Raw genomic sequence first — 20362 nt, 5'->3', positions numbered from 1 at the left:
ATGCCGCGGCGGCCCTTTCTGTTGGGGAACGCCTCAGGCTTTCCCCGGCTTGACGCAGGGTCCGTCGGCCGGTTCTGTGATCGGCAGGGACTGCAGGGAGACAGGAATGGCAGTATTTGTGGAAACGGCCTGGAAGGGCCGCGTGGTTTGGACGGGCGTGGTGCCGGATCGCGACGCCGGGCTCGAATCGCAGGCGCGTCCGGGGGTCAGCCTGACGCTTGCCGGGCCGGAGGGCGAGGCACACGGCGGGCTGACGCGTCCGTCCTGCTCGCGGGTGAAGATGATTCACCCGAAAGACACCGAGATTGCCAATACCCGTCAGCTTTCGGTGCTCAGCGCTGAGGAACTGGCGCAGATCGCGGTGAATATGGGGATTGAGCGTCTGGATCCCGCGCTGGTCGGTGCCTCGCTGGTGATTGAGGGGATCCCGGATCTCAGCCATCTGCCGCCTTCGTCGCGGCTTTTGGGGCCGGATGGCACGACTTTGGTGGTGGATGTCGAAAACCTGCCCTGCATGCTGCCCGCCAGGCCGATTGAGAAGGCGCATCCAGGTTTTGGCGCGGCGTTTAAGCGCGCCGCCGTGGGCCTGCGCGGCTTTGTCGGCTGGGTTGAGCGCGGCGGCACTCTGCGTGAAGGGGACGAAATCCGCCTCTTCGTGCCTGGTCAGCGTGTCTGGTCGCCACGCTGACCAGGAGGTTGCGCGCTTCGCTGGACTTTTGCGCCCTGCCGTGACATGGGCAGGGCCAAAGCCAGATCCCAGTTGAGGTGCCGCGATGAGCTTTCGCTCCGACATCGAAATCGCCCGTGCGGCCGTCAAGCGGCCGATCCGTGAAATTGGAGAGAAGCTGGGGATCAGCGAGCAGGATCTGCTGCCCTATGGTCACGACAAAGCCAAGGTCAGCCAGAGCTTTATCCGCAGCCTGGCGGACCGCCCGGACGGCAAACTGATCCTCGTCACCGCGATCAACCCGACCCCTGCCGGGGAGGGTAAAACCACCACCACGGTGGGCCTGGGCGATGCGCTGAACCGTATCGGCAAAAAAGCCGTGGTCTGCATCCGTGAAGCCAGCCTTGGGCCGAATTTCGGCATGAAGGGCGGCGCTGCAGGCGGCGGCATGGCGCAGATCGTGCCGATGGAAGAGATGAACCTGCATTTTACCGGGGATTTTCACGCCATCACTTCGGCGCATAACCTGCTGGCGGCGATGATCGACAACCACATCTATTGGGGCAACAGCCTTGATCTTGATGAGCGCCGCATCACCTGGCGGCGGGTGATGGATATGAACGACCGGGCTTTGCGCGACACCGTGGTCAGCCTTGGCGGCGTGTCGAACGGCTTTCCGCGTCAGACCGGATTTGACATCACCGTGGCCTCTGAGGTCATGGCGATCCTCTGCCTTGCGACCGATCTTCACGATCTTGAGCGCCGTCTGGGCGATATCATCGTCGGTTACACCCGCGCAAAGACCCCCGTGACAGCGCGCGATCTGAAGGCCGATGGCGCGATGACGGTGCTGCTGAAAGACGCGATGCAGCCAAACCTGGTGCAGACGCTGGAGCACAATCCGGCCTTCGTGCATGGCGGGCCTTTTGCCAATATCGCCCATGGCTGCAACTCGGTTATCGCGACCCGCACGGCTTTGAAGCTGGGCGATTATGTGGTGACGGAAGCCGGGTTTGGCGCCGATCTCGGGGCCGAGAAGTTCTTTAATATCAAATGTCGTAAGGCTGGCCTTAAGCCTGCGGCGGTGGTGCTGGTCGCCACGGTGCGCGCGCTGAAGATGAATGGCGGCGTGGCCCGGGCCGATCTGGGGCTGGAAAATGTCGCAGCCGTTCAGGCGGGTTCGGCAAACCTCGGTCGCCATATTGAGAACCTGCGCAGTTTCGGCGTGCCGGTGGTGGTGGCGATCAACCATTTCCACTCTGATACCGAGGCAGAAATCGCCGCCGTTCAGGCCTGTGCTGCGGGCCTCGGGGTTGAGGCGATCCTTTGCCGCCACTGGGCCGAAGGTGGTGCCGGGGCCGAAGCGCTCGCGCAGCGTGTGGCGGCTCTCGCCGACAGCGGGGCCGCGCAGTTCGCGCCGCTTTATGGCGATGATCTGAGCCTTTGGGACAAGATCAACACGGTCGCGAAACGCATCTACCGCGCGGGTGAGGTGACGGCGGATAAATCCGTGATGGCGCAGCTGAAGGTCTGGGAAGAGGCGGGCTACGGCCATCTGCCGGTCTGCATGGCCAAGACGCAATACAGCTTCTCCACCGATCCTGACCTGCGCGGCGCGCCTGAGGGGCACACCGTCCCGGTGCGCGAAGTGCGGCTCTCGGCGGGGGCCGGCTTCATCGTGGCGATCTGCGGTGAGATCATGACCATGCCGGGCCTTCCCCGTGTCCCTGCGGCGGAAAATATCCGGCTGAATGAGGACGGGCAGGTCGAAGGCCTGTTCTGAGCGTTGTGAGGGGGGAGAGACCATGCGCAGCGCGAAAGACTGTCAGGATATGACCGAACTTCGGGCCGGGATTGACCGGCTCGACACAGCGCTTGTGACGCTTTTTGCTGAGCGCGCGACCTATATCACCCGCGCCGCAGAGCTGAAGTCGGAGAACGGCTGGCCTGCGCGCATCGACACCCGCGTGGAAGAGGTGGTGCGCAATGTGCGTGCCAAAGCCGCTGCGACCGGGATGGATGCGGATCTGGCAGAGCGGCTCTGGCGCGAGCTGATGGAATGGGCCATCGGCCACGAGGAAAACCTCCTCGGGGCGGGGCAGAAGACGAAGGATTGAACCATGACGGCAGCGGTCATTGACGGAAAGGCCTTCGCGGCCGAGGTGCGCGGCAAAGTCGCCGCGGGTGTGGCCGGGCTGGTGGCCAAAGGCATCACCCCCGGTCTGGCCGTGGTGCTGGTGGGCGAAGACCCGGCAAGCCAGGTCTATGTCCGCTCCAAGGGCAGGATGACCGTTGAAGTCGGCATGAACAGCTTTGAGCATAAGCTTGATGCCTCTGTGGGGCAGGCGGAACTTCTGGCGCTGATCGCCGCGCTGAACGCCGATCCGGCGGTTCACGGGATCCTGGTGCAGCTGCCGCTGCCGGGGCATCTGGAAGAGGCCGCCGTGATCAACGCGATTGATCCGGCCAAGGATGTCGACGGCTTTCACATCTCCAACGTGGGTCTGCTGGCCACCGGGCAGAAGGCCATGGTGCCCTGCACGCCGCTTGGCTGCCTGATGCTGCTGCGCGCCCGCCTGGGCGATCTCTCGGGGCTGAATGCCGTGGTCGTGGGCCGCTCGAACATCGTTGGCAAGCCTATGGCGCAGCTGCTGCTGGGCGACAGCTGCACGGTGACCATCGCGCATTCGCGCACGAAAGATCTGAAAGCGCTCTGCAAAGGCGCGGATATTCTGGTCGCGGCCGTCGGTCGTCCTGAGATGATCACTGCGGATTACGTCAAACCCGGTGCCACCGTGATCGACGTGGGCATCAACCGGATTGAGCGCGACGGCAAACAAAAGCTGGTGGGCGATGTGGATTACGCCTCGGCCGCGGAAGTGGCGGGCGCCATCACCCCGGTGCCGGGTGGCGTGGGGCCGATGACCATCGCCTGCCTGCTGGCCAATACGCTGACGGCTTGTTGCCGCGCCAACGGCTTGCCCGAGCCGGAAGGCCTGACGGCCTGAGCCTTAAAAAGTGGCCCCCCGGGGCCGCTTTTCGTTAAAGATCCGCCGCGACCGGGACCATGGTGCCCAGAAGCGTGGCGATCAGCACCTCCTCGGCCCCGCGCCGCGCGAAAACATCGGCCCGCGTCACGATCAGCCGCCGCCCCGATTTGATGACCGAGCCCTTCGCGATCAGCTCGTCACCGATGGCCGGGCGCAGAAGGTGAATTTTCATCTCAGAGGTCATCACCTCCATCCCCGGCTCGATCTGCGTCAGCGCCGCATAACCTGCGGCCACATCCCCTAAGGTAAAGCTGATCCCCGCGTGGCCCGCGCCATGCTGCTGGCTGAACTCAGGGCGCAGGGTGACGCCCAGGGTCACCTCGCCCGGGGTCACGCTGAGCAGGCGTGCGCCGAGCAGGGTCAGGAAGCCCTGACGCGAAAAGCTCTCTTCTATCCGTCTTTGCATAAAAATGTGGACCTGCTGCATTCTGTCTCACCTCAGAGTTTGGACAGTTATGGGGGGATCTGTCCTGAAACTGTTGCGCAGACAGCGTTGTGACGTTACGGCAAAGCTGACCTGGCTGCTTTGCTTTCAGGGCGTGGCTGCGGCCGCCGGCTGATGCAGGTGGTTTTCAGATCGCTGGTCCTGCGGGCAGACGCTGTGTGTTTGCTTCAGGGTGCGGCAAAATGGACCGGAGGTGCTGCTTTGTAGCATCCTCTTGTGAAACTTTGTTGCGCGGTGGTATGTGGGCACGTGCAGAATCTGTCGGACTACTGCGGGGCCGACTGTGCAGAAACAATCCCTTCGGGGATGTGAAGGGGATAGGGGGACGGATCAGGTGAAGATCGGCGCTCTTAAAGAGATATTCGAGGGTGAGAACCGGGTTGCGATGACTCCGGATTCGGCTCTGCAGCTGGTGAAACTCGGCCACACCTGTGTGATCGAATCCGGTGCAGGGGCGAAGGCCGGTTTCTCGGACGCGACTTATGAGAAGGCGGGTGTCACCGTTCTTCCGACCGCCCAGGCGGTCTCGGAAGCAGCGGATGTGCTGGTGAAGGTACGCGGACCGGAGGCCTCTGAGGTCGCCCTCCTGCGTCAGGGCCAGACCCTGATCTCGTTCTTCTGGCCGGCACAGAATGCGGATCTGCTGGAGGCGGTCAACGCCCGCGGCGCAACCGTGGTCGCCATGGATATGGTGCCGCGGATTTCGCGCGCGCAGAAGATGGACGCGCTGTCGTCGATGGCCAATATCGCGGGTTACCGCGCGGTGATTGAGGCTGGCAACAACTTCGGCCGCTTCTTCACCGGTCAGGTCACCGCTGCGGGCAAAGTGCCGCCGGCGAAAGTCCTGGTGGTGGGTGCGGGCGTGGCAGGTCTGGCCGCCATCGGCACCTCGACCTCGCTGGGCGCGATCACCTATGCCTTCGACGTGCGCCCGGAAGTGGCGGAACAGATCGAGTCGATGGGCGCTGAGTTCGTCTATCTGGACTTCTCTGAGACCCAGATCGACGGCGCGGCAACGGGTGGCTATGCCGCCCCGTCTTCGCCGGAGTTCCGTGAAGCCCAGCTGAAGAAGTTCCGCGAACTCGCGCCGGAGATTGACATTGTCATCACCACCGCGCTGATCCCGGGCCGTCCGGCACCGAAGCTCTGGACCGAAGATATGGTTCAGATGATGAAGCCGGGCTCGGTCATCGTGGACCTTGCGGCTGAGCGCGGCGGCAACTGCGATCTGACCATCCCGGACGAGAAAATCGTCACTGAAAACGGCGTGACCATCGTTGGCTACACCGATTTCCCGAGCCGTATGGCGGCTCAGGCCTCGACGCTTTACTCGACCAATATCCGTCACATGCTGACCGATCTGACGCCGAAAAAAGACGGCGTGATCGATCACAACATGGAAGATGACGTGATCCGCGGCGCGACCGTGACCCATGAGGGCGCGATCACCTTCCCGCCGCCGCCGCCGAAGATCCAGGCGATTGCCGCTCAGAAGCCGAAAGAAAAGGTGAAAGAGCTGACGCCGGAAGAAAAGCGCGCGAAAGAAGCCGCTGAATTCAAGGCGCAGACCCGCACGCAGTTCACCGTTCTGGGTGTTTCGGCGGCGCTGCTGCTGGCCGTGGGCCTGGTGGCTCCGGCCTCGTTCATGCAGCACTTCATCGTCTTTGTGCTGGCCTGCTTTGTGGGCTTCCAGATCATCTGGAATGTGGCGCATTCGCTGCATACCCCGCTGATGGCGATCACCAATGCGATCTCCTCGATCATCATCCTGGGCGCGCTGATGCAGATCGGCTCGGGCAGCTGGCTGGTGATTGTTCTGGCGGGTCTCTCGGTCTTTATGGCCGGCATCAACATCTTCGGTGGCTTTATGGTCACCCGGCGGATGCTCGCCATGTTCCAGAAGTCGTAAGGAGAGGGCCGAATGGACTACGGATTTACCACGGCCGCCTATGTGGTTTCGGCTGTTCTGATGATCCTGTCGCTGGGGGGTCTCTCCGGCCAGGAAAGCGCGAAACGCGCTGTCTGGTACGGCATTGTCGGCATGGCGCTTGCTGTGGTGGCAACGCTGATCGGACCGGGCATTTCGACCGGGTTTGCGGCAGTTGCGCTGGTGCTGATCCTGGTGGGGGGCGCGATTGGTGCCCTCCTGGCCAAGAAGGTTCAGATGACCGAGATGCCGCAGCTGGTGGCTGCGATGCACTCGCTCGTGGGTCTGGCGGCGGTGTTTATCGGCTTTAACGCCGATCTGACGCTGAGCCATGTGCTGCCGCTGATCTATGCGCAGCATGACCCCGATGCGCTGCTGGCGCTGCTGAACATGGGCCCGCAAAAGCTGCAGGAGCTGCAGTCCTCGATCACCGGTTTTGCCGCAATGGTTGCGCATAAATCGCCGGTCGAAGTGGCGATCCTGCGGGTTGAGACCTTCCTTGGGGTCTTCATCGGTGCAGTGACCTTTACCGGTTCGGTTGTTGCTTATGGCAAACTGGCCGGCAAAGTGGACGGCAAGGCGAAGAAACTGCCGGGCGGCCACCTGCTGAACGCCGGTGCGGCGATCCTGTCGGTGATCCTGCTGATCGCTTATCTGAACGGGGCCGGTTCCTGGACCCTTTATGTGATGACGATCCTGGCGCTGTTCATCGGCTACCACCTGATCATGGGTATCGGCGGCGCCGATATGCCGGTGGTGGTGTCGATGCTGAACAGCTACTCGGGCTGGGCGGCGGCCGCGATCGGCTTCTCGCTGGGCAATGATCTGCTGATCGTTGTGGGCGCGCTGGTTGGCTCTTCGGGTGCGATTCTGTCCTACATCATGTGTAAGGCGATGAACCGTTCCTTCGTGTCGGTGATCCTGGGCGGCTTTGGTGGCACCACCGGTCCGGCCATGGAAGTGACCGGCGAGCAGGTTGCCATTGACGCGGATGGCGTGGCCTCGGCACTGAATGATGCCGACAGCATCATCATCGTGCCGGGTTACGGCATGGCGGTGGCTCAGGCGCAGCAGTCGGTGTCGGAGCTGACCCGCAAGCTGCGTGGCCGTGGCAAGAACGTGCGCTTTGCGATCCACCCGGTTGCGGGTCGTCTGCCGGGCCATATGAACGTGCTGCTGGCGGAAGCCAAAGTGCCTTATGACATCGTGATGGAGATGGATGAGATCAACGAGGACTTCCCGGAAACGGATGTCGTGATCATCATCGGCTCGAATGACATCGTGAACCCGGCCGCTCAGGAAGATCCGAATTCGCCGATCGCGGGCATGCCGGTTCTGGAAGTCTGGAAAGCCAAGCAGGTCTTCGTGTCGAAGCGCGGTCAGGGCACCGGGTATTCGGGCATCGAGAACCCGCTGTTCTACAAAGACAACACCCGCATGTTCTACGGCGATGCGAAGAAGTCGATTGACCAGCTTTTGCCGATGATCGACGGCTGATCTTTCAGGCTATGGAATAAAAGAAGGCCCGGGGGTGTGAACTCCCGGGCCTTTGCTTTTGTGGTGAGCGCCGGGGGCTGCCGGCCCCCGGACCCCCGGGAGTATTTGGAAAAAGCCAAAATCAGGCGGTGGGGGGGAGGCCACCATGGCGCAGGAGCCAGGAGATGATTTCATCAAGGCCTTTGCCATTGCGGATCTCTGCCAGGACAAAGGGTTTTGTGCCGCGGGCGGTGCGGGTGTCGGATTCGAGCAGGGTCAGATCGACGCCGACATGGGGGGCGAGGTCGGTTTTATTGACCACCAGCAGGTCGGATTTGGTGAGGCCGGGGCCTTTCTTGCGCGGGATGTCCTGGCCTGCGGCGGTGTCGATCACATAGATCGAGAGATCGGCGAGTTCGGGAGAGAAGGTGGCGGCAAGGTTGTCGCCGCCGGATTCGATCAGGATCAGGTCAAGATCGGGGATTTTGGCGGTGAGATCGGCGATGGCCGCGAGATTGATCGAGGCATCCTCGCGGATCGCCGTATGCGGGCAGCCGCCGGTTTCCACGCCGCGGATGCGATGTGCGGGCAGGACCTGGGCGCGGGTGAGGTAGTCGGCGTCTTCGCGGGTGTAGATGTCATTGGTGATGACGGCCATCGACAGGCGGGGGGCGAGGGCACGGGCGAGGGCCTCGGTGAGGCTGGTTTTGCCGGCGCCGACGGGGCCGCCGATGCCGACGCGGAGGGGGCCGGTGCTCATGTGCGGTAAAGCCTTGGTTGCAGGGTTTCGTGGGAAAGGCTGGCGAGATCTGCGGCGAAGGCGGCGGTGCCGAGGCCGCTGAGGCCTGCGCCTGTGGCGCGGGCGGCGGTGCCGGGGATCAGCGGGTGGAGGGCGGTGAGAAGGGTTTGCCCCTCGGTCTGGCCCAGAGGGACCGCGCGGGTGGCGATGGTGACGAGATTGCTGAGGGCCGCGTGGAGGCTGTGGGCGACCACGGTCTCAGCGGGGAGGCCGAGGGGGGCTGCGGCCTCGGCGATGGCGATCGGGAGCGTGCGCGGGGGCAGGCTGCGGCTTGTGGCGGCCGAGACTGTGCGCGCAAAAGCGGTGCCGAGGCTCAGGGTTTCTTCCAGCCGCTCGGCAGAGAGGCAGAGGGCGCGGGCGAGGGTGTCGAGCGCGTCATGATCTGCTCCGGGTTTCAGGCCTTGGGCGAGCAGCACCGCATCGGACCAGAGCGGGCCGTGGCAGAGCAGGTGGCGGAGCCAGGCCTGCAGATCGGCCGTGGTGCGGATACGCTCATCCGCGATGGCGGTTTCCAGCCCGCCCGAACAGGCGAAAGCGCCGGTCGGGAAGGCGGGGGAGAGCCATTGCAGCAGCGAGAGGGTATGCAGGCTGATCATCTTAGTGGTCGTGGCTGCAGCCGGCTCCGTGCACATGCGGCTGGGGGGCGCTGTGGCTGTGGCCGTGATCGTGGCCCATGGTGCGGCCCTGGCCATAGGCGCCGCCTTCCGGGGTGAAGGGGGCGGCGATATAGCGGATCTCCGCCTCAAGGAAGCGCAGCATCTTTTCGAGCACATGATCGCGGCGGATCAGCAGGCGGTCAGCCTCAATGGCGCAGGGGGTGTGGCGGTTGCCGATATGCCAGGCAAGGCGCGCGAGGTTGCCGCGGATTTCCACGAGCTCTTCCACCGCCGGGAGGATTTCCACGATGGTGCCGTCGGAAAGCTCCATCCCCTGGTAGTCGTCAAGGTTCACCAGCGAGGGCTGGTCGAACATAAACTCGACCCCGTGATCGGTGGTCAGGAGTTTGCGGCGCAGCATGCGGCCGTCGTAGTCGAGGGTGATATGGTCATAATGCCCCTCAGGGGTGACGGGCATCAGGCGGGTGACGGTCAGCATGGCAACCTCAAAACAGGAAATAGCGCTGCGCGAGCGGAAGCTCATCCGCGGGCTCACAGGTCAAAAGCACGCCATCGGCGCGGACCTCATAGGTTTCGGGATCGACCTCGATATGGGGCGTGGCCGAATTCAGCCGCATATCGGATTTTTGGATGCCGCGGCAATTCTCTACCGCAATCAGGTCTTTGCGCAGATCGTAGCGGTGTTTGATATCGTCTTCCAGCGCCGCTTTGGAGGTGAAGATCGCCGCCGCCCGGGTGACCGCGCCGCCATAGGCGCCAAACATCGGGCGGGTATGGACCGGCTGCGGCGTCGGGATCGAGGCATTGGGATCGCCCATCTGCGCCACGACGATCTGCCCGCCCAAAAGCACCATCTCGGGCTTCGCGCCGAAGAAGGCGGGTGACCAGAGCACCAGATCGGCGCGTTTGCCGGGTTCAATCGAGCCGATATGGGCGGAGATACCATGCACCAGCGCCGGGTTGATGGTATATTTGGCGATATAGCGTTTGACGCGGGCGTTGTCGTTATTGCCGGTTTCTTCCGGCAGGGCACCGCGCTGGCGCTTCATCTTATGGGCGCTCTGCCAGGTGCGGGTGATGACTTCGCCGACGCGGCCCATGGCCTGGCTGTCCGAGGAGATCACCGAGAAAGCCCCCATATCGTGGAGGATATCTTCGGCGGCGATGGTCTCACGCCGGATGCGGCTTTCGGCGAAGGCCACATCCTCGGGCACTTTGCGGTCGAGGTGGTGGCAGACCATCAGCATGTCGAGGTGTTCCTCGATGGTGTTGACGGTATAGGGCATGGTCGGATTGGTCGAAGAGGGCAGGATATTCTGCGAGGCCACGACCTTGATGATATCGGGCGCATGGCCGCCGCCCGCGCCCTCAGTATGGAAGGCGTGGATGGTGCGGCCTTTGATGGCGGCGAGGGTGTTTTCCACAAAGCCCGATTCATTCAGCGTATCGGTGTGGATCATCACCTGAATATCCATCGCTTCGGCCACGCCAAGGCAGCAGTCGATGGCGGCGGGGGTGGTGCCCCAGTCCTCATGCAGCTTCAGGCAGGAGGCACCTGCGCGGATCTGCTCTTCAAGGCCTGCGGGCAGTGAGGCATTGCCCTTGCCGGAAAAGGCGAGGTTCATCGGAAAGGCTTCGGCCGCCTGCATCATCCGCTCGATATGCCAGGGCCCCGGGGTGCAGGTGGTGGCCAGCGTGCCATGCGCGGGGCCGGTGCCGCCGCCGAGCATGGTGGTGATGCCGGAGTGCAGCGCGTCATCGATCTGCTGCGGCGCGATGAAATGGATATGGGCGTCCATGCCGCCTGCGGTCAGGATGCGGCCCTCGCCTGCGATCACTTCGGTGCCGGGGCCGACGATGACATCGACGCCTTTCTGGGTATCGGGGTTGCCCGCTTTGCCGATTTTGGCGATCCGCCCGGCCCGCAGGCCCACATCGGCTTTATAAATGCCGGTGTAATCGACGATCAGCGCATTGGTGATCACGGTGTCCATAGCACCGCCTGCGCGGGTGATCTGGCTTTGGCCCATGCCGTCGCGGATTACCTTGCCGCCGCCGAATTTCACCTCATCGCCATAGCCGCCGCGGTCTGCGATCAGGTCGCGCTCGACCTCGATGATGAGGTCGGTATCGCCCAGCCGCAGGCGGTCGCCTTTGGTGGGGCCATACATGTCAGCATAGGCGGCGCGGGAAATGGCGTAGGGCATCGGGCACCTTTGTCAGGGTCTTGGGACAGGAAGGCCGGGGCGGGCGGGCCGCCCCGGCGAAGGTCAGGCCAAAAAGCGCGGGTCAGTCTCAACCTGCAAAGCCGTGGCCAGCGCATTGGTGCGCGAGGCCATGGCGATCACTGAGAGGAGTTCGGCATAGATCTCAGGCGTCATGCCTTTGGCGCGGGCGGCGGCGGTATGCGAATGCAGGCAATAACCGCAGCCATGGGCGGCGGAGACGGCGATATAGATCAGCTCTTTGGTCAGCGGATCGAGAGCGCCGGGGGCCATCACCGTTTTGATCCGGCCCCAGACATCGGCCAGCTCATCCGGGTTATAGGCCAGGGCACGCCAGAAGTTATTGACGTAATCCGTGCCGCGGCTGGCGCGGATATCGTCAAAGACGGCGCGGGCTTCGGGCGCGGCCGCTTCGTCTGAGAGAAGTGGGACCGTCGCCATCAGTAAACCGCCAGCACCCGGGCCGGACCACCGGTGCCCCTTTTGTGTTTCGGTGCGCCGACAAAGATCGTAGCACCTTTGGCGGGCACCGCATCAAGGCCCGCCAGCCCCTCAATCCCGTAGCGGCCAGAGGGCAGCCAGGAGTTATGCACCGCGAAATCCGCCGAATTGCCCGGATCGAGCGAGAGCGTATCGGTGCCGATACAGGCGACATTCATCGTGGCCAGCAGATCGGTCGCGGCTTTGGAAAAGCCCGGGAAGGCAAATTTGCCATCGGGCGTGTTGCGGAACTCAGGCGTTGCCACCTTATCGGCCCAGCCTGAGTTGAAGGCCACGCAGGCCCCGGCAGGGATCTCGCCATTGGCCGAGACCCAGGCCTCAATATCGGCAGGCTCAACCATGGCATTGGCCTCAGCTTTCGCCTTGGCCTTCAGATCAATCACGCAAAGCGGACAGACCAGGTTTTCCACCGGGATCTCATCGACGGACATGCCGTCTTTTGAGAAATGCAGCGGGGCGTCGATATGGGTGCCGGAATGCTCAAAGATCGTCAGCTTATAAAGCTGATAGCCGGATTTATCGATATTGACGGCTTCTTCATAAAGAATGCCGGGATTGCCGTCGAAGGTCGGAAAGTCGCTGTCCCAGGCATGGGTCAGATCGGCAACCTTACCGGAACCGGCAGCGAGCGCCGGACGGGCCGAGGAAAGCCCCGCCGCCACAACAGCAGCGGTGGTGGCAGCGGCCCCGGTAAAGAGGCTGCGGCGCGACAGCATGGAACGTTTAACGGAGTCGATCACACAGGCATTGCACATGGTCTTAGTCTCCCTGTTCTGCCGGTTGCCCGGCGCTTTGCAGTCTTCTGCCGCAGCAGCGTTTACCCCGGCGCTTTATCCGTCAAGCTTGCCCATGATCTGCTGGTTGAAGCCGTAGACGATCCGGTCCCCGGCCAGCGGCACAAGGCTGACTTCGCGGCTCTGGCCTGGCTCAAAACGCACGGCGGTGCCTGCCGGAATATCGAGGCGCTGGCCGCGTGCGGCGGCGCGGTCAAAGGACAGCCCCGCATTGGTCTCAGCAAAGTGGTAATGGCTGCCGACCTGGATCGGGCGGTCGCCGGTATTGGCGACCATGAGTTTTGTGACCGGGGCGGTCTCGTTGAGGATCAGATCGCCCTCAGCCGCCAGCACTTCGCCGGGCGACAGCGTCTCTGCGCCGCGGATCGGGTGATGCACGGTGACCAGCTTGGTGCCATCGGGGAAAGTGGCCTCCACCTGAACCGAGTGGATCATATCGGCCACGCCCGGCATGCATTGACCGGCGCTGAGGACCGTGGCCCCGGCCTCCATCAGATCGGCAACGGGGCGGCCGTCGCGCGCGCCCTCCACCACGAAATCGGTGATCAGCGCGATGGCCTCGGGGTGGTTCAGCTTGACGCCGCGCGCAAGGCGGCCACGGGCCACCATGGCGGCAAGGCTGACCAGAAGTTTGTCTTTTTCGCGCGGGGTCAGGTTCATGGGGGTCCTCAGCTGTGCCAGACACGGGGCAGGGGGGACGGGCGAAGCACCGTCAGAAGTCGGATCAACTGGCGCCGCAGCGGCCAGTTGTCTTTGGCCATCAGGCGCACCACCAGGCGGCCGTCAAAGCCGGAAGCCGCGCCCTGAACGCCGGGCTCATCCAGCAGGGCGCGCACCGGGCCGATGGCGTCTTCCGCGCCGGGCGACAGCATCACGATACCGGAGAGCACCCGGGCCCCGGCAAGGCCCGCAGGGGTGTCGCGCAGGGCCTCGGCGTTCAGATGCAGGGGCTCAAAATGCACAGGGCGATTCTCGCGCAGGAAAAGACGCTCATCGCGGAAAGAGACATCGCTCAGCACTTCCCCCATGGCGGTGCGGCCAAGGATCACCGTCTCGCAGCTCAGGCAGGTGGCATTGGGGGAGAGATGGAAAGTCGTGCGGCGACGCGCGGCGGAGCGCTCAAAGAGGATCGTCTCCTGGGGCAGCCAGTCGAGATGCGCGCCCGTGCCCAGCGTCATTTCCAGGGTGATTTCAGCCTGACCGCCGGAGGATTTATAGATCCGCTCGGCGGTCTGGGTGGTGGCGGTGACGCGGGTGCCCGGACCAAGGCTCAGACGGATGTCCTGACGATCGCCGCCGGTCAGCCCGCCTGAGGTGTTCAGGAGCACAAGTTCCGGCCCCGGCAGCGAGATGGCCCGCGCCGATCCGGCCTGGCGCAGCCCGTTGAGACGGGTGACGCCGGAGGTGGCCTCATAGCCTGCGCGGATCTCACCGATGCTGCGTTGCATCGGGGCCTGGGCGGGCTGAGGAGGGGCGATGATCTGGCTCATGCCTCCTTCGGAGCGCAGGAAAGAGGCGGCCTCAATCATCGCCGCAGATGCAGGCGGGCGGCAGTGCAACAAAAATGCGCAGATGCCTTTGCGCTGAGCGATGCGCCTGAAAAGCGGGCGAAATGAAAAGGCCCCGCAGAGCGGGGCCTTTTCGTGTCAGTGCGGTGCCTCAGCGGCCGCGGATGCGCGGATCGAGCGCGTCGCGCAGACCGTCGCCGATATAGTTCACCGACAGCACCAGCGACGAAAGCGCCAGCGCCGGCCAGAGAACGCGGCTCGGGTAGAGGTTGATATAGGGCATGCCGTCCTGCAGCAGGCGACCCCAGGTCGGGAAGTCCGGCGGGAAGCCCAGACCAAGGAAGGACAGCGCCGATTCGGTGATGACGGCATTGGCGATCCCGAGGGTCGCGGCCACCATGACGGGCGACAGCACCGAAGGCAGGATGTGACGCAGGATGATCCGACGCGCCGGGGTGCCGATCGAGCGGGCGGCCAGAACGAACTCACGCTCTTTGATGGTCAGCACCTCACCGCGCACGATGCGGGCGGTGTTCATCCAGGAGGTCATGGCGATCGCGGTCACGATCAGCAGGAAGATCCCGAGCTCGGGCCCGAAGCTTTGCACCAGCGGCTCGCGGAACAGCATGACCATCAGCAGCAGCAGCGGCAGCAGCGGCAGCGCGAGAAACAGATCGGTGACGCGCATCAGGATATTGTCGGCGCGGCGGAAGAAGCCCGCGCAGATCCCGATGGTGGCCCCGAGCGTGATCGAGAGACACATGGCCGTCAGACCCACCGCGAGGGTGGTTTTGCCGCCCGCGATGACGCGGGCCAGGATATCCCGGCCCAGCTGGTCGGTGCCCAGCGGGAACTCCCAGCTCATCGGTTTGTTGCGCATCCGCATATTGGTCTGGGTCGCGCTGACATCCCAGAGCCAGGGGCCAAGGGCCACCAGTGCAATCAGCAGCACAAAGACACACATGCCGAACATGGCGCCCTTATGGGTGCGGAACTGGTCCCAGACGTCCCACCACTGATTGCGCGGCGGGCGGTAAGAGGCGGCGGCAGCGGCCGCTTTGGCGGTGTTTATGCTGTCAGTCATAGCGGATCCGCGGGTCGAGAAGGCCGTAGAGAATATCGGCGATCAGGTTGAAGGTCACGATCAGCACCGCGAAGATAAAGGTGATGGTCAGCACCATGGGTGCGTCATTGCCCTGCAGCGACAGCAGAAGCTGCTGGCCGATGCCGTTCACCTTGAAGATCGTCTCGGTGATGATGGCGCCGGTGAAGACCCCCGGGATCATCAGCGCGATGACGGTCACAACCGGGATCATCGAGTTGCGCAGCACGTGGATCAGCACGACGACTTTCTCGCTCATGCCCTTGGCCCGCGCGGTGCGGACATAGTCCTGGCTGAGGTTGTCGAGCATGGAAGAGCGCATATAGCGGCTGATCTGTGCGGCGTAATAAAGCGCCAGCACCGCAGAGGGCAGGATCATCTGCCGGACCTGGGCCACGAAGGTGTCCCAACTGGTGACCTTCAGCCCGGTGTCATAGACCGTCGGCAGCCAGAAGGCGCTGTCGTTCGGGATCCAGACCGAGAAGATCACGATCAGAACCACGCCGGTCACGAAGGTCGGGACCGAAAAGCCGATCATCGAGATGAAAGTCCCGATCTGATCGAACCAGGAATATTGGCGGTAGGCCGAAATGACCCCGATCGGCACGGCAAGGCAGATCCCGATGATCATGCCGGTGCCCACAACCTTCAGGGTCTGCGGGATACGCTCGCCAATGGTGTCAAAGACCGGCGAACGGGTCTGATAGGAGAGAATGCGCTGGCGGCCGTCAGCCAGATCGGTGCCGAAAGTGCCGTCGATCCAATACATTGGCTCGGTGACAAAGAAGTTGTTCAGCCAGAGCACATAACGGATGTACCACGGCTCGCCCAGGCCCATGGCCAGACGGATTTTCTCGCGCACTTCGGGCGGAATGGTCAGCGGCATATCCGCAAGCGGATCTCCCGGTGACAGTTCCAGCACCATGAAAAGCACCAGAGAGATGAAAAGAAGGGTGGGAATCGCCGTCATGAGACGGCGCAGGGCGAAGGTCAGCATGTGGCGAACCCGGACTTTCAGTCGGCTTGGAAGGAGGCGGGGGCACGTTTTGCGCCCCCGCCGGAGAAAACCGGAGTAAGCCCGGGGCTTACTTGACGCGGTGCCAGTCTTTGACGTTCCAGATCGAAGCGTCGACCGAGTTCAGGATCACGCCGCCGAGCGAGTTGCCGTGAACGGCAACGGCACCACGGTGGACCAGCGGGATGATGTGGTTGTTGTCCACGGTCAGCCAGTTGTTGATCTTCTTGGCCAGAGCCTGACGCGCTGCCGGATCGGCGGTGCGGTTCAGCTCATTGATCATCGCATCATAGTCTTCCGAGCAGATACGGTTGTAGTTCGGGCCCTGCCAGCCGGTATCCGGGCCGGGAACTTTCTCGCAGGTGAAGTCTGCAAGGTAAGCCGCCGGATCGGTGCCGTCGAAGTTGTTGGCGTACATTTCAACGTCCGCGTAGAACTTCACGAGGGTATCGGGCGAACCCGGGTCCGAGCCGAAGTAAACGGCGCCGGCGACGTTTTTCAGTTCGGTTTCAACACCGATTTCTGCCCACCAGTCTTTGATCATCGACTGGAAGTCCTGACGGACGGCATTGGTCGAGGTCTGATAGAGGATCGACAGGCGCACACCGTCTTTCGCGCGGATGCCGTCAGCACCCTTCACGTAGCCGGCTTCTTCGAGCAGCGCGTTCGCGCCTTCGATGTCCTGCTTGAGGCAGGAGGTGTTGTTGGCGGCATAGGCTTCCGGTGCCGGGACGAAGTCACAGGTCGGCTTGCCGGTTTCGCCGTAGCCCACTTCGACCAGCAGTTCGCGGTCAATCGCCATCGACAGCGCTTTACGCACAGCCGGATTGGTCATGAAGGGGTGCGGATGTTTGACGGTCGCGCGCTCACCCTCGGGCAGTTGCGACGAGGGGTTGGTCATGTTGGTCATGATCCGCTCAACCAGCGTACCGAAGGAGACCACCGCTTTGCCTTTGCCGGCTGCGGTCATCTGCGCCAGAACTTCCGGAGCAACCATGGCGTTCCAGGCGTAGTCAAACTCGCCGGTTTCCAGAACCGCACGGGCCGCTGCTTCCGGGTCGCCGCCGCCTTTGATGGTCATGGTGGCGAAAGCCGGTTTGTCGGCTTCGCGGAAATAGGGGTTGGCTTCATATTGCACGACGTCGTTGGTCTTGAAGTCCACGACTTTGAACGGGCCGGTGCCGATCGGCTTGAAGTTCTGCTCGGTGCAGGTCGGAGCCGCGGTGCCGAGGCAGTTCTCGAACTGCTTTTTCTGCAGGATCGGCTGCATCGGGCCCGAGAAGGTGGCATAGGGGTAGGGCTTCGGCTCAGCGAAGCTGACCTTTACGGTATGCGCATCAACAGCTTCGACTTTTTCCACACCGTGGAATTTCGACAGCTGCGCGCAGCCGCCTTCCGGATGGGTGCAGTACTGCCAGGTGAAAACAACGTCATCGGCGGTGAAATCCGAGCCGTCGTTCCATTTGACGTCTTTTTTCAGCTTCCAGGTGATCGATTTCAGATCTGCCGCGAAGCCGCCGTTGTCGAGCGTCGGGATTTCCTCAGCCAGGTGCGGGATCATCTCACCGGTGGGCGAGAAGCGGGCCAGCGGCTCGATGACCGGCGAGGCCACTTCAAGCTCTTTGGTGCCGCCCGAAAGATAGGGGTTCATCAGCGAGGGAGCCTGCCAGTAGAGCACGTTGACGTGACCGTCAGCGCCGCGCTCTGCAAAGGCGGCCGGTGCAAACACCAGGCTCGCGGCTGCGCCCAGAAGGGCGGATTTCAATTTCATTTGTGTCTCTCCATGTTGGTCTTAATGTCTTCGCCGGATTATCCGGTCATTATTGGCGGGCAGCCGTGCCGTCTTCGAGCAGGTGGCAGGCGGCAAAGTGCCCGGGCTGATGCTCCTTCAGCGCGGGCTTAACGGTTTTGCAGATCTCCATGACCTTCGGGCAGCGGGTGCAGAAGTTGCAGCCTTTGGGCGGATTGGCGGGCGAGGGCACATCGCCCTGCAAAATAATGCGCTGTTTGCCACCGATGGCATCCGGGTCCGCCTCCGGCACGGCGGAGAGCAGCGCCTCGGTATAGGGATGCAAAGGCGCGTCATAAAGCGTGTCGCGCGAGGCAAGCTCGACGATCCGGCCCAGATACATCACCGCAACGCGGTCACAGATATGGCGCACCATCGACAGATCGTGGCTGATGAACAGATAGGTCAGGCCCAGCTTTTCCTGCAGATCCTCCAGCAGGTTCACCACCTGCGCCTGGATCGACACATCGAGCGCTGCGATCGGCTCGTCACAGACGATGAATTTCGGGTTCAGCGCCAGCGCCCGGGCAATGCCGATGCGCTGCCGCTGTCCGCCCGAGAACTCATGCGGATAGCGATTCGCGAAGTCGCGGTTCAGGCCCACGGCATCCATCAGCTCATAAACCCGGGCAAGTTTCTCATCCCGGCTCATCTTCGTATGCTCATCGAGCGGCTCAGAGATGATGGCCGCCACCGACATGCGCGCGTTCAGGCTGGCCTGCGGATCCTGGAACACCATCTGCATCAGCGGACGTTTGGGGCGCAGCTGCGACTGGCTGAGCGTGCCGATCTCCTGGCCATCGATGCGAATCGAGCCCGCCGTCGGATCATAAAGCCGCAGCACGGCGCGGCCGCAGGTCGATTTTCCGCAGCCTGATTCGCCCACGAGGCCCAGAGTCTCACCTTCATAGATGGTAAAGGAGACGTCATCGACGGCCTTCACATCCCCGACATGACGGCGCAGCACGCCGGCATGGATCGGGAAATACATCTTGAGGCCATTGACCTCGACCAGCGGCTTTTGTGCGGTCACAGGTCGTTGCTCAGACATGGGCGGCCTCGGCGATCAGTTCTTCGGCGCGGTGGCAGGCCACATCGTGACCCGGGCTCAGCTCGCGGCGTTTGGGATTTTCGATGCCGCACCGCGCAATGGCGTGACGGCAGCGCGACATGAAGGGGCAGGCGGTGGGCTCAGCGCGCAGAATCGGCGGCTGGCCGTCAATGGTGCGCAACCGCGCCTCACGCGGGCCACGCAGCGACGGAATCGTCTGCAAAAGCGCCTGGGTATAGGGGTGCAGCGGCTTGCTGAACACTTCCTTAACCGGCGACATCTCAACGACCTGACCACCATACATCACCATGACGCGGTCAGCGATTCCCGCAACCACGCCCAGATCATGGGTAATCCAGACGATCGCCATGCCCAGCTTCTGGCGCAGATCTTTGACGAGTTCCAGAATCTGCGCCTGAATGGTGACATCCAGCGCCGTCGTTGGCTCATCGGCGATCAGGACTTTCGGGTCACAGGTCAGCGCGATGGCAATCATCACCCGCTGGCGCATACCGCCCGAGAACTGGTGAGGGAAATCTTTCAGTCGCTGCCCGGCATCCGGAATGCCAACCAGCTCCAGCAGGTCCTGCGCGCGCTTGCGCGCCTGCTCTTTGGACATCCCCATATGGCGCCGCAGCGGCTCCATGATCTGATAGCCGACCGTAAAGACCGGGTTCAGAGAGGTCATAGGGTCCTGGAAAATAAAGCCGATTTCGCCGCCGCGGATCTTGCGCAGCTCATTGGGGCTGATCTTCAGCAGATCTTTGCCCTGAAACAGAACCTTGCCGCCCTTATTCATCGCCGGAGGCGAGGGCAGCAGACCCAGAAGCGACATCATCGTGACGGATTTGCCCGAACCGCTTTCGCCCACAACGCCGAGAAGTTCCCCGGGCTGAAGCGAAAAGCTGACGTGGTTGACCGCATGGACCTCACCACCGCGCGTTTTAAACACGGTCTTCAGGTCCTGTACTTGAAGAACAGGATGAGCCCGGTCGGGCATAGGATACTCCCCGCATTTTATTCTTTTCAGCGTCCCGTTGGCCGGAACTGCTTTTATAGCGGAACTGTCAGCTAAAAAATTTAATCCGGCAAGCGTCCTCTTGGCAGTATCGCTGCGGCAGGCCTGTCTAAATGACGACAATCACAGCATTTTGTTGGGTATGTGCACGGATTCGGGCAGGAGGGGGGGCTGGAATAACCTTTGTACAGCAGGCCTTTGGGGGGGTATGCTGCAATTTCAGGCAGATCCCGCCCCTTGCCGCACTCTGAATGGGCGAGCCGGAGCCTGTGCCCCGAAGCCTCCCGACGGCCGCGTTTCCCCGGAGGGATCGGAAAGTTAAAATTACTCCGTTTTCGCTCTTGCGCCTGTTGGCTGGTCTGTCTAAACACCCCTTCA

At 62.8% G+C, this 20362-nt stretch carries 20 protein-coding genes; 6 read left to right on the top strand and 14 right to left on the bottom strand.

What is annotated here, in order from left to right; genetic code table 11:
- The first annotated feature begins 106 nt into the window (after nucleotides 1-106).
- The 4 genes from EG244_RS08255 (at nucleotide 107) to folD (ending at nucleotide 3675) form a co-directional block, all read left to right on the top strand.
- Complete coding sequence (locus EG244_RS08255; RefSeq protein WP_124964532.1) at nucleotides 107-688, top strand: MOSC domain-containing protein; 582 nt, start codon at nucleotides 107-109, stop codon at nucleotides 686-688.
- Between the two features lie 85 nt (nucleotides 689-773).
- Nucleotides 774-2450 (top strand): formate--tetrahydrofolate ligase, encoded by a 1677-nt coding sequence (locus tag EG244_RS08250; RefSeq protein WP_124964531.1) that lies wholly within the window; start codon nucleotides 774-776, stop codon nucleotides 2448-2450.
- A gap of 22 nt (nucleotides 2451-2472) precedes the next feature.
- Nucleotides 2473-2784: a chorismate mutase gene (locus EG244_RS08245; protein ID WP_124964530.1), complete on the top strand. Its 312-nt coding sequence runs from the start codon at nucleotides 2473-2475 to the stop codon at nucleotides 2782-2784.
- 3 nt (nucleotides 2785-2787) lie between these two features.
- Nucleotides 2788-3675 (top strand): bifunctional methylenetetrahydrofolate dehydrogenase/methenyltetrahydrofolate cyclohydrolase FolD, encoded by an 888-nt coding sequence (gene folD, locus EG244_RS08240; RefSeq protein ID WP_124964529.1) that lies wholly within the window; start codon nucleotides 2788-2790, stop codon nucleotides 3673-3675.
- A gap of 34 nt (nucleotides 3676-3709) precedes the next feature.
- Here folD and EG244_RS08235 read toward each other — a convergent pair whose 3' ends face one another.
- On the bottom strand, nucleotides 3710-4123 hold the full coding sequence (locus tag EG244_RS08235) for a PaaI family thioesterase (protein WP_233588951.1): 414 nt from the start codon (nucleotides 4121-4123) through the stop codon (nucleotides 3710-3712).
- Nucleotides 4124-4496: 373 nt separating this feature from the next.
- Between EG244_RS08235 and EG244_RS08230 the strand changes: the two genes are divergently transcribed.
- Entirely contained in the window at nucleotides 4497-6071 is a 1575-nt protein-coding gene (locus tag EG244_RS08230) for a Re/Si-specific NAD(P)(+) transhydrogenase subunit alpha (RefSeq protein WP_124964528.1), read from the top strand.
- A 12-nt stretch (nucleotides 6072-6083) separates the two neighbouring features.
- Complete coding sequence (locus tag EG244_RS08225; RefSeq protein ID WP_124964527.1) at nucleotides 6084-7586, top strand: NAD(P)(+) transhydrogenase (Re/Si-specific) subunit beta; 1503 nt, start codon at nucleotides 6084-6086, stop codon at nucleotides 7584-7586.
- Between the two features lie 121 nt (nucleotides 7587-7707).
- On the opposite strand, the gene ureG is transcribed toward EG244_RS08225, so the two are convergent.
- From ureG to EG244_RS08160, 13 genes are all read right to left on the bottom strand, one after another.
- Nucleotides 7708-8325: an urease accessory protein UreG gene (gene ureG / locus EG244_RS08220; RefSeq protein WP_124964526.1), complete on the bottom strand. Its 618-nt coding sequence runs from the start codon at nucleotides 8323-8325 to the stop codon at nucleotides 7708-7710.
- On the bottom strand, nucleotides 8322-8957 hold the full coding sequence (locus EG244_RS08215; protein WP_124964623.1) for an urease accessory protein UreF: 636 nt from the start codon (nucleotides 8955-8957) through the stop codon (nucleotides 8322-8324). The genes ureG and EG244_RS08215 overlap by 4 nt, the downstream gene beginning before the upstream one ends.
- 4 nt (nucleotides 8958-8961) lie before the next feature.
- Complete coding sequence (locus EG244_RS08210; RefSeq protein WP_325050386.1) at nucleotides 8962-9504, bottom strand: urease accessory protein UreE; 543 nt, start codon at nucleotides 9502-9504, stop codon at nucleotides 8962-8964.
- On the bottom strand, nucleotides 9467-11188 hold the full coding sequence (gene ureC / locus EG244_RS08205) for an urease subunit alpha (RefSeq protein ID WP_124964525.1): 1722 nt from the start codon (nucleotides 11186-11188) through the stop codon (nucleotides 9467-9469). Before ureC ends, EG244_RS08210 begins: the two co-directional genes overlap by 38 nt.
- A gap of 63 nt (nucleotides 11189-11251) precedes the next feature.
- Nucleotides 11252-11647: a carboxymuconolactone decarboxylase family protein gene (locus EG244_RS08200; RefSeq protein ID WP_124964524.1), complete on the bottom strand. Its 396-nt coding sequence runs from the start codon at nucleotides 11645-11647 to the stop codon at nucleotides 11252-11254.
- The gene (locus EG244_RS08195; RefSeq protein ID WP_124964523.1) at nucleotides 11647-12462 is read right to left on the bottom strand and encodes a cyclase family protein; all 816 of its coding nucleotides are present in this window, start codon (nucleotides 12460-12462) and stop codon (nucleotides 11647-11649) included. Before EG244_RS08195 ends, EG244_RS08200 begins: the two co-directional genes overlap by 1 nt.
- A gap of 75 nt (nucleotides 12463-12537) precedes the next feature.
- Nucleotides 12538-13161 (bottom strand): urease subunit beta, encoded by a 624-nt coding sequence (locus tag EG244_RS08190; RefSeq protein WP_124964522.1) that lies wholly within the window; start codon nucleotides 13159-13161, stop codon nucleotides 12538-12540.
- A gap of 8 nt (nucleotides 13162-13169) precedes the next feature.
- On the bottom strand, nucleotides 13170-13991 hold the full coding sequence (locus EG244_RS08185; protein ID WP_158617275.1) for an urease accessory protein UreD: 822 nt from the start codon (nucleotides 13989-13991) through the stop codon (nucleotides 13170-13172).
- A gap of 169 nt (nucleotides 13992-14160) precedes the next feature.
- Nucleotides 14161-15093 (bottom strand): ABC transporter permease, encoded by a 933-nt coding sequence (locus EG244_RS08180; RefSeq protein WP_124964520.1) that lies wholly within the window; start codon nucleotides 15091-15093, stop codon nucleotides 14161-14163.
- Nucleotides 15086-16108, bottom strand: coding sequence for an ABC transporter permease (locus EG244_RS08175; protein WP_124964519.1), 1023 nt, complete (start codon nucleotides 16106-16108; stop codon nucleotides 15086-15088). The genes EG244_RS08180 and EG244_RS08175 overlap by 8 nt, the downstream gene beginning before the upstream one ends.
- 88 nt (nucleotides 16109-16196) lie before the next feature.
- Entirely contained in the window at nucleotides 16197-17897 is a 1701-nt protein-coding gene (locus EG244_RS08170; RefSeq protein ID WP_124964518.1) for a peptide ABC transporter substrate-binding protein, read from the bottom strand.
- A 49-nt stretch (nucleotides 17898-17946) separates the two neighbouring features.
- Nucleotides 17947-18966 carry an ABC transporter ATP-binding protein gene (locus tag EG244_RS08165; RefSeq protein ID WP_124964517.1) on the bottom strand — a complete coding sequence of 340 codons (1020 nt, stop codon included), beginning with the start codon at nucleotides 18964-18966 and terminating at the stop codon, nucleotides 17947-17949.
- Nucleotides 18959-19966 carry an ABC transporter ATP-binding protein gene (locus EG244_RS08160; protein ID WP_124964516.1) on the bottom strand — a complete coding sequence of 336 codons (1008 nt, stop codon included), beginning with the start codon at nucleotides 19964-19966 and terminating at the stop codon, nucleotides 18959-18961. The genes EG244_RS08165 and EG244_RS08160 overlap by 8 nt, the downstream gene beginning before the upstream one ends.
- Nucleotides 19967-20362: the final 396 nt, after the last annotated feature.

The organism is Falsigemmobacter faecalis (genome assembly GCF_003863335.1).
GTDB classification, from domain to species: Bacteria; Pseudomonadota; Alphaproteobacteria; order Rhodobacterales; family Rhodobacteraceae; genus Wagnerdoeblera; species Wagnerdoeblera faecalis.
Note: the sequence above shows the minus strand (reverse complement) of the source record. Positions and strands in the feature narration are given on the sequence as shown.

Coding starts and splice junctions, on each gene's coding strand:
- EG244_RS08185 (WP_158617275.1), bottom strand. CDS start 13,991: ATGAGCCAGATCATCGCCCCTCCTCAGCCCGCCCAGGCCCCGATGCAA.
- EG244_RS08175 (WP_124964519.1), bottom strand. CDS start 16,108: ATGCTGACCTTCGCCCTGCGCCGTCTCATGACGGCGATTCCCACCCTT.
- EG244_RS08210 (WP_325050386.1), bottom strand. CDS start 9,504: ATGAGCTTCCGCTCGCGCAGCGCTATTTCCTGTTTTGAGGTTGCCATG.
- EG244_RS08245 (WP_124964530.1), top strand. CDS start 2,473: ATGCGCAGCGCGAAAGACTGTCAGGATATGACCGAACTTCGGGCCGGG.
- EG244_RS08225 (WP_124964527.1), top strand. CDS start 6,084: ATGGACTACGGATTTACCACGGCCGCCTATGTGGTTTCGGCTGTTCTG.
- EG244_RS08195 (WP_124964523.1), bottom strand. CDS start 12,462: ATGTGCAATGCCTGTGTGATCGACTCCGTTAAACGTTCCATGCTGTCG.
- EG244_RS08180 (WP_124964520.1), bottom strand. CDS start 15,093: ATGACTGACAGCATAAACACCGCCAAAGCGGCCGCTGCCGCCGCCTCT.
- ureG (WP_124964526.1), bottom strand. CDS start 8,325: ATGAGCACCGGCCCCCTCCGCGTCGGCATCGGCGGCCCCGTCGGCGCC.
- EG244_RS08250 (WP_124964531.1), top strand. CDS start 774: ATGAGCTTTCGCTCCGACATCGAAATCGCCCGTGCGGCCGTCAAGCGG.
- ureC (WP_124964525.1), bottom strand. CDS start 11,188: ATGCCCTACGCCATTTCCCGCGCCGCCTATGCTGACATGTATGGCCCC.
- EG244_RS08255 (WP_124964532.1), top strand. CDS start 107: ATGGCAGTATTTGTGGAAACGGCCTGGAAGGGCCGCGTGGTTTGGACG.
- EG244_RS08235 (WP_233588951.1), bottom strand. CDS start 4,123: ATGCAAAGACGGATAGAAGAGAGCTTTTCGCGTCAGGGCTTCCTGACC.
- EG244_RS08190 (WP_124964522.1), bottom strand. CDS start 13,161: ATGAACCTGACCCCGCGCGAAAAAGACAAACTTCTGGTCAGCCTTGCC.
- folD (WP_124964529.1), top strand. CDS start 2,788: ATGACGGCAGCGGTCATTGACGGAAAGGCCTTCGCGGCCGAGGTGCGC.
- EG244_RS08170 (WP_124964518.1), bottom strand. CDS start 17,897: ATGAAATTGAAATCCGCCCTTCTGGGCGCAGCCGCGAGCCTGGTGTTT.
- EG244_RS08200 (WP_124964524.1), bottom strand. CDS start 11,647: ATGGCGACGGTCCCACTTCTCTCAGACGAAGCGGCCGCGCCCGAAGCC.
- EG244_RS08160 (WP_124964516.1), bottom strand. CDS start 19,966: ATGCCCGACCGGGCTCATCCTGTTCTTCAAGTACAGGACCTGAAGACC.
- EG244_RS08165 (WP_124964517.1), bottom strand. CDS start 18,966: ATGTCTGAGCAACGACCTGTGACCGCACAAAAGCCGCTGGTCGAGGTC.